The organism is Leifsonia sp. NPDC058292 (assembly GCF_042880955.1).
Classification (GTDB): domain Bacteria; phylum Actinomycetota; class Actinomycetes; order Actinomycetales; family Microbacteriaceae; genus Leifsonia.
Genome location: NZ_JBHVYL010000005.1, coordinates 86,497 through 99,303, shown reverse-complemented (window position 1 = coordinate 99,303; position 12,807 = coordinate 86,497). Strand labels below are relative to the sequence as shown.

11 protein-coding genes are annotated in these 12,807 nt (G+C 68.9%); all 11 read left to right on the top strand.

All coding sequences use genetic code 11. The features are described from left to right. Positions 1–65 precede the first annotated feature (65 nt). The 11 genes from pyrR to metK all read left to right on the top strand — a co-directional run bounded on the left by pyrR (position 66) and on the right by metK (position 12,807). Positions 66–635, top strand: coding sequence for a bifunctional pyr operon transcriptional regulator/uracil phosphoribosyltransferase PyrR (gene pyrR, locus ACFVWR_RS05380; protein ID WP_387208784.1), 570 nt, complete (start codon positions 66–68; stop codon positions 633–635). After that, a complete protein-coding gene (locus ACFVWR_RS05375; RefSeq protein WP_387208782.1) occupies positions 632–1,585 on the top strand; it encodes an aspartate carbamoyltransferase catalytic subunit in 954 nt (317 codons plus the stop codon). Before pyrR ends, ACFVWR_RS05375 begins: the two co-directional genes overlap by 4 nt. Before the next feature lie 2 nt (positions 1,586–1,587). Beyond that, positions 1,588–2,946, top strand: a complete 1,359-nt coding sequence (locus tag ACFVWR_RS05370) for a dihydroorotase (RefSeq protein WP_387208780.1) — start codon at positions 1,588–1,590, stop codon at positions 2,944–2,946. Then, positions 2,939–3,466 (top strand): hypothetical protein, encoded by a 528-nt coding sequence (locus ACFVWR_RS05365; protein ID WP_387208778.1) that lies wholly within the window; start codon positions 2,939–2,941, stop codon positions 3,464–3,466. Before ACFVWR_RS05370 ends, ACFVWR_RS05365 begins: the two co-directional genes overlap by 8 nt. Position 3,467: 1 nt before the next feature. Next, the gene (gene carA, locus ACFVWR_RS05360) at positions 3,468–4,652 is read left to right on the top strand and encodes a glutamine-hydrolyzing carbamoyl-phosphate synthase small subunit (protein ID WP_387208776.1); all 1,185 of its coding nucleotides are present in this window, start codon (positions 3,468–3,470) and stop codon (positions 4,650–4,652) included. Continuing rightward, positions 4,652–7,951, top strand: a complete 3,300-nt coding sequence (gene carB / locus ACFVWR_RS05355; RefSeq protein ID WP_387208774.1) for a carbamoyl-phosphate synthase large subunit — start codon at positions 4,652–4,654, stop codon at positions 7,949–7,951. Before carA ends, carB begins: the two co-directional genes overlap by 1 nt. Next, positions 7,948–8,829, top strand: coding sequence for an orotidine-5'-phosphate decarboxylase (gene pyrF, locus ACFVWR_RS05350; RefSeq protein ID WP_387208772.1), 882 nt, complete (start codon positions 7,948–7,950; stop codon positions 8,827–8,829). Before carB ends, pyrF begins: the two co-directional genes overlap by 4 nt. Next, the gene (gmk, locus tag ACFVWR_RS05345) at positions 8,826–9,758 is read left to right on the top strand and encodes a guanylate kinase (RefSeq protein WP_387208770.1); all 933 of its coding nucleotides are present in this window, start codon (positions 8,826–8,828) and stop codon (positions 9,756–9,758) included. The genes pyrF and gmk overlap by 4 nt, the downstream gene beginning before the upstream one ends. 118 nt (positions 9,759–9,876) lie before the next feature. Then, positions 9,877–10,134, top strand: coding sequence for a DNA-directed RNA polymerase subunit omega (rpoZ, locus tag ACFVWR_RS05340; protein WP_387208768.1), 258 nt, complete (start codon positions 9,877–9,879; stop codon positions 10,132–10,134). Between the two features lie 112 nt (positions 10,135–10,246). After that, complete coding sequence (locus ACFVWR_RS05335) at positions 10,247–11,578, top strand: bifunctional phosphopantothenoylcysteine decarboxylase/phosphopantothenate synthase (RefSeq protein WP_387208856.1); 1,332 nt, start codon at positions 10,247–10,249, stop codon at positions 11,576–11,578. 35 nt (positions 11,579–11,613) lie between these two features. Then, a complete protein-coding gene (gene metK, locus ACFVWR_RS05330) occupies positions 11,614–12,807 on the top strand; it encodes a methionine adenosyltransferase (RefSeq protein WP_387208766.1) in 1,194 nt (397 codons plus the stop codon).

Genomic DNA, 12,807 nt, shown 5'->3' with positions numbered 1-12,807 from the left:
TGCTAAGCTCGTTCGCGGTAGACAACCTTTAAGAGCCGTCCTGTGAGGCGGGGAAGGGGGTCGGCATGACGGCGCGCACAGTGTTGCACCAAGCTGACATCTCCCGGGCGTTGACTCGGATCTCCCACGAGATCCTGGAGTCCAACCGGGGTACGAACGATCTCGTCATTCTCGGGATCCCCACGCGCGGCGTCGTTCTGGCGCGGCGCATCGCGGAGAACATCCAGCGCATCGAACCGGGCACCGGCGACCTCGTCGGCGCGCTCGACGTGACGATGTACCGGGACGACCTCTCCCGCACCCGCACGCGAACGCCGTCGCCGACCTCGGTGCCGGGCTCGATCGACGGCAAGACCGTGGTGCTCGTCGACGACGTGCTCTATTCGGGCCGCACCATCCGAGCAGCGCTCGACGCCCTCAACGACTTCGGGCGGCCCCGGGCCGTCCGTCTCGCGGTGCTCGTCGACCGCGGACACCGCGAGCTGCCGATCCGCGCGGACTTCGTGGGCAAGAACCTGCCGAGTGCCGCGTCGGAGCGCATCAACGTGCGGCTGACGGAGATCGACGGAGACGAGTCGGTGACGATCGAGGATTCCGCGACGACCGCATCCGACGACGGGGAGGGCGCGGCATGAGGCACCTGCTGTCGACCAAGACGCTTCACCGCGATGAGGCCATCCGCCTGCTCGATGTGGCCGAGGACATGGCCGACGTGCAGGAGCGCGAGGTCAAGAAGCTCCCCACCCTGCGCGGCAAGACGGTGGTGAACCTGTTCTTCGAGGACTCGACGCGCACCCGCATCTCGTTCGAGGCCGCCGCCAAACGGCTCTCGGCCGACGTGATCAACTTCAGTGCGAAAGGCTCGAGCGTCTCCAAGGGGGAGAGCCTGAAGGACACGGCCCAGACCCTCGCGGCGATGGGAGCAGACGCGGTCGTCGTTCGGCACCATGCCTCCGGCGCTCCGCACACGCTCGCGGCGAGCGGCTGGATCGACGCCGGCATCATCAACGCCGGCGACGGAACCCACGAGCATCCGACCCAGGCCCTTCTCGACGCGTTCACGATGCGGCGTCGCCTGCACGGTGCGGCGTCGCGCGGCCGGGATCTCGACGGAGTCACCGTCACCATCGTCGGTGACATCCTGCACTCACGGGTCGCTCGGTCCAACGTGTGGCTGCTGGAGACCCTGGGAGCGAACGTCGCCCTGGTCGCGCCGCCGACCCTCCTTCCCGTGGATGTGAGCGGCTGGCCGGCGACGATCGGCTACGACCTCGACGCCGCGATCGACGCCGGCCCGGATGTCGTGATGATGCTGCGGATCCAGGCCGAACGGATGAACGCCGCTTTCTTCCCGAACACCAGGGAGTATTCGCGTCGGTGGGGGCTCGACGACGACCGTCTCGCGCGCCTCGGCACAGGTAGCATTGTCATGCACCCCGGGCCGATGAACCGGGGTCTGGAGATCTCGGCGGCGGCGGCGGACTCACCCCGCTCGACCGTCAGAGAACAGGTTGCGAACGGGGTGTCTGTGCGGATGGCCGCCCTGTACCTCCTGCTGTCCGGTGCAGATCGGGAGGACGGTTGAGAATGGTGAACGAAACGTATCTGATCAAGGGAGCGACCCTCGTCGACGGTGGCGCGGCCGATCTGCTCGTGCGCGCGGGCCGGATCGTCGAGCTCGGCTCGGGGCTCTCTGCCGCAGGAGCGACCGTGGTCGACGCCGACGGGCTGCTCGCGCTCCCGGGCCTCGTCGACCTGCACACCCACCTCCGCGAGCCGGGCTTCGAGCAGAGCGAGACCGTGCTGACCGGCACCAGAGCCGCAGCGGCCGGAGGGTTCACCTCGGTGTTCGCCATGGCGAACACCTCCCCGGTGGCCGATACCGCCGGAGTCGTGGAGCAGGTGCTGTCGCTCGGCGACGCGGCCGGGTATGCGACCGTCCGTCCGATCGGTGCGGTGACCGTCGGGCTGGAGGGCGAGCGCCTGGCGGAGCTGGGCGCCATGGCCGACTCCCGCGCCGCGGTGCGCGTGTTCTCCGACGACGGCAAGTGCGTCTCGGATCCGCTCCTGATGCGCCGCGCCCTCGAATACGTCAAGGCGTTCGACGGCGTGATCGCCCAGCACGCGCAGGAGCCGCGCCTCACCGAGGGCGCCCAGATGAACGAGGGAGCCCTCTCGGGCGAACTCGGTCTCGCCGGGTGGCCCGCTGTGGCAGAGGAGTCGATCATCGCGCGCGATGTTCTGCTCGCCGAGCACGTCGGCTCGCGACTGCACGTGTGCCACGTCTCGACCGCCGGCTCGGTGGATGTGATCCGCTGGGCGAAGGCGCGCGGCATCGACGTGACCGCCGAGGCCACTCCGCATCACCTGCTCCTCACCGAGGAGCTGGTGCGCGGCTACGACGCCCGCTACAAGGTCAACCCGCCGCTGCGTCGCGACGAGGACGTCCTCGCCCTGCGTGCGGGCCTGGCCGACGGCACGATCGACGTCGTCGCGACAGACCACGCCCCGCATCCCGTCGAGTCGAAGGACTGCGAGTGGGATGCGGCGGCCTTCGGGATGGTCGGGCTCGAGTCCGCCCTCTCCGTCGTGCACGCCTCGGTGGTGCAGAACGGGCTCCTCGGCTGGAGCGACGTGTCGCGGGTGCTCTCGCACACCCCGGCGCGCATCGGGCGGCTCCGGGGCCACGGACACGCGCTCGAAGCCGGTGCCGCTGCCGAGTTCACCCTCTACGACCCGCAAGCGTCGCGCGAGTTCTCGACCGGCGACCTCGCCGGCAAGGGGATCAACTCGCCGTACCTGTCGATGACGCTGCCCGGCCGCGTCGTCGCGACATTCCATCACGGCTACCCGACGGTGTTCGCCGGCGAGGTCGTGGAGGCCGGCGAAGTGGCGGAGAGGGCACGCGCCTTCGCCGTCGACAGTGAGGAGTTCGCTCGTGGATAAGGTTCTTCCGACCATCGTCGTGGTGGTGGTTCTGGTGCTCGCGCTCGGCGCGATGTATTGGGGCTGGCGACGACGCGGGCGCCGCGACGCGAGCGCGGGCGGCGGATATCCGGTGCCGGCCGGGCAGGCCGCGCCGCTGGCCGAGGCGGAGACGTTCTACGTCGCGAGCACGAAGGCGGGCAACCACCTGGAGCGACTCGCCCTTCCCGGACTCAAGTTCCGCGGACGCGCGCGGCTGACAATCTCGCGCGACGGCGTGACCATCGCCATCCACGGCGAAGAGCCGGTCTTCGTGGCCGGAAACGCCATCAGCGCGATCGGCGCGGCCACCACGGCCATCGACCGTGCGGTCGAGAAGGACGGGCTGCTCCGCCTGTCCTGGACCACCACCGGCGGCGTCGCCGCCGACAGTTTTCTCCGGGTCGTCGACCCGGCCGACCGTGCACCGGTGATCGGTGCGATCGAATCTCTTCTCCCCGCCCATTCCCAGGCGGGGTACACGACGGAAAGTGAGGTGTGACGTGGCAGGTGCAGAACCAGCGGTCCTCGTCCTCGAAGACGGAACCCGCCATGTCGGGCGGGCATACGGTGCGGTCGGCCGCACGTTCGGTGAGGCGGTGTTCGCCACCGGCATGACCGGATACCAGGAGACACTGACCGACCCGTCGTACGCGGGCCAGATCGTGCTCATGACGGCGCCGCACATCGGCAACACCGGCACCAACGACGAAGACATGGAGTCGCGCCAGATCTGGGTGGCCGGCTTCGTGGTGCGCGAGCCGTCGCGCATCGTGTCCAACTTCCGGGCGCAGCGCAGCCTCGACGACGACCTGGTCGCCCAGGGAGTTGTCGGCATCAGCGGCATCGACACGCGCGCGGTGACCCGCCACATCCGCTCGGCCGGGGCGATGCGCGCCGGGGTGTTCTCGGGTGCGGACTTCGCGCTCAGCGACGGCGAGCAGCTCGACCTGGTGCAGAACGCCGCCGGCATGACGGGCCGCAACCTGTCGGCCGAGGTCTCGACGCCCGAGCCGTTCACCGTTCCCGCGGTGGGGGAGAAGGTCGGGTCGGTCGCCGTGCTCGACCTCGGTGTGAAGACCTCGACGCTCAACAACCTCGCCGGGCGCGGGCTCGACGTGCACGTGCTTCCGCAGATGGTGTCGGCGCGGGATGTGCTGGAGCTGAAGCCGTCGGCGCTCTTCTTCTCGAACGGCCCCGGCGACCCCGCCGCGTCGGACAAGCACGTCGCGCTGCTGCAGGAGGTGCTTCGCGCCGGCGTACCGTACTTCGGGATCTGCTTCGGCAACCAGCTGCTCGGTCGCGCGCTCGGACTCAGCACCTACAAGCTGCCGTTCGGTCACCGGGGAATCAACCAGCCGGTGCTCGACAAGCGCACGGGCCGCGTGGAGATCACCTCGCAGAACCACGGCTTCGCCGTCGAGGCCCCGGTCGAGGGGACCTTCGACTCGCCCGCCGGGTTCGGTCGCGTCGAGGTGAGCCATTTCAGCCTGAACGACAACGTGGTGGAGGGCCTCAACTGCCTCGACCTGAACGCGTTCAGCGTTCAGTACCACCCGGAGGCGGCGGCGGGCCCGCACGACGCCAACTACCTGTTCGACCGGTTCCTGGACATGATCCGGGGATCGGAGACCGCCGCTGCCGACGCAGCCGGCGCATCCACTGCAGACGAAGAGGGCAAGAACTAATGCCGAAACGTTCCGACATCAGCTCCGTCCTGGTCATCGGCTCCGGGCCGATCGTCATCGGGCAGGCCTGTGAGTTCGACTACTCGGGCACCCAGGCGTGCCGCGTGCTCCGCGAGGAGGGGGTGCGCGTCATCCTCGTCAACTCGAACCCGGCGACGATCATGACCGACCCCGACTTCGCCGACGCCACATACGTCGAGCCGATCACCTGGGAGGTCATCGAGACCATCATCGCCAAGGAGAAGCCGGACGCGATCCTGCCCACCCTGGGCGGCCAGACCGCGCTCAACGCGGCGATCCAGCTGCACGAGCACGGCATCCTCGAGAAGTACGGCGTCGAGCTCATCGGCGCGAAGTTCGAGGCGATCCAGAAGGGCGAGGACCGCCAGATCTTCAAAGAGCTGGTGATCGAGGCCGGCGCCGAGGTGGCGCGGTCGCACATCGCCCACACGGTCGAGGAGGCCGTCGGGTTCGCCGAAGACCTGGGCTACCCGCTGGTCGTCCGCCCGTCGTTCACGATGGGTGGCCTGGGCTCCGGATTCGCGTACACGGAGGCCGAGCTGCGTCGCATCGTCGGCGACGGCCTGCACCAGAGCCCGACCACCGAGGTGCTCCTCGAGGAGTCCATCCTCGGCTGGAAGGAATACGAACTCGAGCTCATGCGCGACACCGCCGACAACACGGTCGTCGTCTGCTCCATCGAGAACGTCGACCCGGTCGGCGTGCACACGGGCGATTCGATCACGGTCGCACCGGCTCTCACCCTCACCGACCGCGAGTACCAGAAGATGCGGGACATCGGCATCGACATCATCCGCGCCGTGGGCGTCGACACCGGTGGCTGCAACATCCAGTTCGCCGTCGACCCGGCGGACGGGCGCATCATCGTCATCGAGATGAACCCGCGCGTCTCGCGGTCGTCGGCCCTCGCCTCCAAGGCCACCGGCTTCCCGATCGCCAAGATCGCAGCGAAGCTCGCGATCGGCTACCGTCTCGACGAGATCCCGAACGACATCACGAAGGTCACTCCGGCGAGCTTCGAGCCGACGCTCGACTACGTCGTGGTGAAGGTGCCGCGGTTCGCGTTCGAGAAGTTTCCGGCGGCCGACCCCACGCTGACCACCACGATGAAGTCGGTCGGAGAGGCGATGGCCATCGGTCGCAGCTTCACGAGCGCACTGCAGAAGGCGCTCCGCTCGCTGGAGAAGCGGGGCTCGTCGTTCCACTGGGCTCCCGTCGACGCCGAGCGGACCGCGAGCCGGGTCGAGGAGCTCCTGGCGAGCATCCGCATCCCCACCGATGGGCGCATCGTCGACGTGCAGCAGGCCCTGCGCCTCGGGGCGACCATGGAGCAGGTGTTCGAGGCGACCAAGATCGACCCCTGGTTCCTCGACCAGATCGTGCTCATCAACGAGGTCGCCGAGCAGATCAGGAACGCCGACACGCTCGACACCGACACCCTGCGCTACGCCAAGGACCACGGCTTCTCGGATGCCCAGATCGGCCAGCTGCGCGGTTTCGGCGAGACCGACGTGCGCGAGATCCGCCACATCCTCGACGTCCGCCCGGTCTACAAGACGGTCGACACCTGCGCGGGCGAGTTCCCGGCGCTCACGCCGTACCACTACTCGAGCTACGACCTGGAGACCGAGGTGCAGCCGAGCGACCGCCGCAAGGTGGTCATCCTGGGCAGCGGCCCGAACCGCATCGGGCAGGGCGTCGAGTTCGACTACTCGTGCGTTCACGCCTCGTTCGCGCTGAGCGACGCCGGGTTCGAGACGATCATGATCAACTGCAACCCGGAGACGGTGTCCACCGACTACGACACCAGCGACCGGCTCTACTTCGAGCCGCTCACGCTGGAGGACGTGCTGGAGGTCATCCACGCCGAGAGCCAGAGCGGAGAGCTCGTCGGCGTCGTCGTTCAGCTCGGCGGCCAGACGGCGCTCGGGCTTGCCAAGGGCCTGGAGGCCGCGGGCGTGCCGATCCTGGGCACGACGCCCGAGGCGATCGACCTGGCGGAGGAGCGCGGCCTGTTCGCCGAGATCCTCGAGAACGCCGGGCTGCTCGCGCCGCGCAACGGCACGGCTCACGACTATCCGGGCGCGGTGCAGGTGGCCGAGCAGATCGGTTACCCGGTGCTGGTGCGCCCGAGCTACGTGCTCGGCGGTCGCGGCATGGAGATCGTCTACGACAGCCCGTCGCTCGCGGACTACTTCGAGCGCGTCGCCGGCCAGGGGATCGTCGACTCGACGCATCCGCTGCTCGTCGACCGCTTTCTCGACGACGCGATCGAGATCGACGTCGACGCGCTCTTCGACGGCGAGCAGCTCTACATCGGCGGCGTCATGGAGCACATCGAGGAGGCCGGGATCCACTCCGGCGACTCGAGCTGCACGCTGCCGCCGATCACGCTCGGCCGCAGGGAGATCGACCGCGTGCGCGACGCCACGCTCAAGATCGCCCAAGGTGTCGGGGTCCGCGGCCTGCTGAACGTGCAGTTCGCGATCGGCGCCGGCGTGCTCTACGTGCTCGAGGCGAACCCGCGTGCCTCCCGCACCGTGCCGTTCGTGTCCAAGGCGCTCGGCATCCCATTGGCCAAGGCCGCGTCGCGAATCATGGTGGGGGAGACCATCGCCTCGCTCATCGAGTCGGGTCTGCTGCCCGCCCAGGACGGCTCCGTCATCCCGATGGATTCCCCGGTCGCGGTGAAAGAGGCCGTGCTGCCCTTCAAGCGCTTCCGCACCAAGGAGGGCAACGTCGTCGATTCGGTGCTCGGCCCGGAGATGCGCTCCACCGGTGAGGTGATGGGCATCGACAAGGACTTCCCCCGCGCGTTCGCGAAGAGCCAGGCGGCCGCCTACGGCGGAATGCCGCTCGGCGGAACGGCGTTCGTCTCGGTCTCCGACCGCGACAAGCGCTCCATCGTGCTGCCGGTGCTGCGCCTGCAGCAGCTGGGCTTCGAGATCCTGGCGACCGAGGGCACCGCGGAGGTGCTCAACCGCAACGGGATCGCGGCGGGCGTCGTCCGCAAGTTCAGCGAGGCCGACGGGGACGACCCGACCATCGTCGATCTGATCAACCGCAACGAGGTGGATGTCGTCATCAACACCCCGAGCGGACGATCGGCACGCGCAGACGGCTACGAGATCCGTGCGGCCGCCGTCGCGGGGGACAAGCCGCTGTTCACGACGATCGCCGAGCTGAGCGCTGCCGTCGCCTCCGTCGACGCCATCCGTGAGGGCTTCGAGGTGCGGTCGCTCCAGCAGTACGCACTCGATCGGGCAGCGCGCGCATGACCTCGGTCGTGGCGGCATTCGGCGACCGGCTCGCCGGCGTCTTCGCCGACCGCGGCCGGCTCTGCGTCGGCATCGACCCGCACTCGCACCTGCTGGAGAGCTGGGGCCTTCCGGTCTCGGCCTCCGGCGTGCGCGAGTTCGGCCTGGCCGTCGTTGACGCGACGGCCGGCCGGGCGGGCATCGTCAAACCGCAGGTCGCCTTCTTCGAGCGTTTCGGGGCAGCGGGATACGCGGCACTGGAAGAGGTGCTCGCGGCAGCCCGCGCCGCAGGCCTCCTGGTGATCGCGGACGCGAAGCGCGGCGACATCGGCACGAGCGTCGCGGCCTACGGCGAGACCTGGCTCACGCCGGGGTCGCCGCTCGAGGCCGACGCGATGACCATCGCGGCCTTCCAGGGCGTCGGCTCCATCGAGGAGCCGATGCGGCTCGCCGAATCCGCCGGCAAGGGACTGTTCGTGCTCGCCGCGACGTCGAATCCCGAGGCGGAGAGCATCCAGAAAGCCGTCGTGCAGTCCGGTCCGCGTGCGGGCCGGACGGTGGCACGTGCGATCATCGAAGACGTGACTTCTTTCAATCGCGCGCAGTCGCTGCACGCGTTCGGCTCCGTGGGGCTCGTGCTCGGTGCGACCCTCGACCTGGGCTCCTTCGGAATCGACACGGCCGCACGCGTGGAACTGAACGCCGCTCCTGTGCTCGCTCCGGGCTTCGGGCATCAGGGCGCCAAGGTGCAAGACCTGGCCCGGGTGTTCGGTTCCCTGAGCGACGGTGTCATCGTCAGTGAGTCGCGCGGACTGCTTCAGGCGGGCCCCGCCGGCCTCGCCGACGCGGTCGCGAAGCGAAGCGACGAGGTCCGGGCTCTCGAGGCGGCAAGGCGATGACGGATCCACAGGCGGTCTCTCCTCGACCGGCGCCCCCCGAGGTCGATCGTCGCGCCGCATCCCAGGCCGCCGTCGCGGCCCGCCGTGCCCGCGCCGCCGTCAAAGCGGCGATCGCCGCCCACGAGGTGTCGCCGCTGGCCGTGCTCGACAAGGCCACAGCAGACCCGGAGGGCGTCGAGGGGCGCCTGAGGGTTACCGAGTTCCTGCTCAGCGTTCCGGCCATCGGCACGACGAAGATGAAGGACGCGCTCGAACGTCTCGCGATCTCGCCGGCCAAGCGGCTCGGCGGCCTGGGCCGCCACCAGCGGCTGCGGCTGAGGGAGTTCCTCATCGAGCGGGAGTCGCGCAGCGGGCGGCAGAAGCACCATCTCATCGTGCTGGCCGGGCCGACGGCGGTCGGCAAGGGCACCGTCTCCACGTACATCCGGGAGAACTATCCGGAGGTGCTGCTCTCGGTGTCGGCGACCACCCGCGCACCGCGCCCGGGCGAGGTCGACGGCGTCAACTACTACTTCGTCGACGACGCCGAGTTCGACAGGATGATCGCCGACGGCGAGCTCCTCGAATACGCGACGGTGCACAACGCCTACCGCTACGGCACACCGCGCGGCCCCATCGACAAGGCGCTCGAGGCGGGCAAGAGCGTTCTGCTCGAGATCGACCTGCAGGGCGCGCGAAGCGTTCGGGCGGCCATGCCGGAGGCGAGACTCATCTTCCTGCTGCCTCCCACCTGGGAAGAGCTTGTGCGTCGGCTGATCGGTCGCGGCACCGAAACTCCCGCTGAACAACAGCGCAGACTCGAGACTGCCAAGGTCGAATTGGCTGCTCAGGATGAGTTCGACCACCGTGTCGTGAACACCGACGTGGCCGAGGCGGCGCGGGAGGTCGTAGACTTGATGAAGATCCGCGCGGCGCCGTCGCGCTCGTAGGCCGTATTCTCGCGTCGGCACTGACGCACGAAGCGCCGCCGCACTCAGCATCGCTGCACTCGTCCACCAGGACGACCGGAACCGTTTGAGCCACCACCTGGCAAGGAGCACTACCCGCATGGCACTCAGCAACAAAGGCATCATCGACCCGCCCATCGACGACGTTCTCTCGAAGGTCGAGTCGAAGTACGCTCTCGTGATCTTCGCGTCGAAGCGCGCGCGCCAGATCAACGACTACTACGCCGACCTCCACGAAGGAAGCCTGTTCGACAACGTCGGACCGCTCGTCGACTCCAGTGTCGACGACAAGCCCCTCTCGGTCGCCCTGCACGAGATCAACGAAGACAAGCTCACCATCAAGCCCATCGTCGAGTAACCGGCCCCGAGCCGTCGAGACAGCACAGCTTCTGAAAAGGCGCAGCCGCTAAGGTTCTGCCGCCGGGCGAGTGGCCCGGGATGTGTGAGGAGATGCCGCCGTGAGCGCACGATTGACCATTGTCGTCGGAGTCACCGGCGGCATCGCCGCGTATAAGGCCGTCGGGGTGATCAGGTCCCTCGTGCTCGAGGGGCACTCCGTTCACGTCGTCGCCACCGAGGCCGCGCTGCGGTTCGTCGGGCGTCCGACGCTCGAGGCGATCAGCCGCAACCCTGTGGCGACCGACCTCTACGAGGGCGTCGCTGAGGTGCGGCACGTGGCGATCGGTCAGTCGGCCGACCTCATCGTGATCGCTCCGGCGACGGCCAACACGATCGCGAAGCTCGCCGCGGGTCTCGCCGACGATCTGCTCGGCAACACCGTGCTGGCCAGCACGGCTCCGCTGGTGATCGCACCGGCGATGCACACTGAGATGTGGCGCAACCCCGCAACGGTGCACAACATCAAGACCCTGCGCGACCGCGGTGTCACCGTCGTCGGGCCCGCCTCAGGCCAGCTGACGGGCAAGGATTCCGGGCCGGGCCGCATGGAGGAGCCCGCGACGATCGTCCGCGCGGCTCTCGAGGCCGTCGGCGCGCATCCCGAGGCCGCGCGGCACGAGGCGCTGGAGGCCGCTGACGAGGCGCTGACCGCGTCGGAGGACGCCGCGCTGACCGACGCCGTCAACGAGGTCGTCGTGCTCTCCGAGCGTCGCCGGGCGAACGAAGCGGCACGCCGGCCCCGCGGCGGCAACGACCTCGCGGGCAAGCGCGTCGTCGTCACAGCGGGAGGCACCCGGGAACCGCTCGATCCGGTCCGCTTCCTCGGCAATCGGTCCAGCGGCCGTCAGGGCGTCGCCCTGGCGCAGGCCGCCAGGGAACGCGGCGCCGAGGTCACCCTCATCGCCGCTCATCTCGAGGTCGAGCCGCCGAGCGATGTCGAGGTCGTCGACGTGCAGACGGCGCTCGACCTGCAGCAGGCCGTCACGGAGGCCGTGGCGAACGCCGACATCGTGGTCATGACCGCGGCGGTCGCCGACTACCGGCCGGCCGAGGTGCGGGAATCGAAGATCAAGAAGGCCGACGAGGGGGAGAGGCTGACGATCGACCTCGTCGCCAATCCCGACATCCTCGCCGGTCTCTCGCGCGACAAGCGCGACGGCCAGGTCATCATCGGGTTCGCCGCCGAGACCGAGCCCGACCCGTCTTCGCTCATCGACCTCGGCCGTCACAAGCTCGCGGCCAAGGGATGCGACTTCCTCGTGATCAACCAGGTCGGCTGGTCGCAGGGCTTCGCCACAGAGAGCAATGAAGTCGTCGTGCTCCGAAGGGGCGGAGATATAGTGATGGAGGCCTCCGGCACCAAGCTGTCGGTGGCCGATCGTATTCTCGACGTCATCGTCTAAAGAGTCTTTCGGGTGCTGCCCGATGAGGGAGAACCATGGCAGATCTGCGCCTCTTCACGTCCGAATCCGTCACCGAGGGGCACCCGGACAAGATTTGCGACCAGATCTCCGACAGCATCCTGGATGCCCTGCTCACCGTCGACCCGCACAGCCGCGTCGCCGTCGAGACCCTGGTGACCACCGGGCTCGTGCACGTCGCAGGTGAGGTCACCACGAACGGGTACGTCGAGATCCCCGCGCTCGTGCGCGACAAGATCGTCGAGATCGGCTACGACTCGTCCGACGTGAGTTTCGACGGCAACCAGTGCGGTGTCTCGGTGTCGATCGGCGCGCAGTCGCCCGACATCGCCCAGGGTGTGGACAACGCGCTCGAAACGCGCGCCGAGCAGAGCAGCGACGACATCGACCGCCAGGGGGCGGGCGACCAGGGCATCATGTTCGGGTACGCCACCACCGAGACGCCGCAGCTCATGCCGCTGCCGATCTGGCTGGCGCACCGGCTCGCCGAGCGGCTGGCCTCGGTGCGCAAGGAGGGCATCCTCGACTACCTGCGCCCCGACGGCAAGACGCAGGTCACCATCGGGTACGAGGGCATCGTGCCGAAGTCGGTGCAGACCGTGGTGCTCAGCACCCAGCACGCTCCGAGCGTGACCAACGAGACGCTGCAAGCCGAGGTGGTCGAGGAGATCATCGCTCCCGTGTTGCACGAGGCGGGTCTCGAATCCTCGCACGTGCGTACGCTCATCAACCCGACCGGTCGCTTCGAGATCGGCGGGCCCAAGGGCGACGCGGGCCTCACCGGCCGCAAGATCATCGTCGACACCTACGGCGGCGCCAGCCGTCACGGCGGCGGCGCGTTCTCGGGCAAAGACCCGTCGAAGGTCGACCGCTCCGCTGCCTACGCCATGCGCTGGGTCGCCAAGAACGCGGTGGCGGCCGGGTTCGCCGACCGGCTCGAGGTGCAGATCGCGTACGCCATCGGCAAGGCCGCGCCGGTCGGTCTGTACGTCGAGACGTTCGGCACGGGCAACGTGCCCGACGACCGCATCATCGAGGCGATCCGCGAGGTGTTCGACCTGCGCCCCGCCGCAATCATCCGCGACCTCGACCTGCTGCGGCCGATCTATGCGCAGACGGCGACCTACGGGCACTTCGGCCGGGAACTGCCCGACTTCACCTGGGAGCGCCTCGACCGCGTGGACGACCTCCGGTCGGCCGCGAGACTCTAA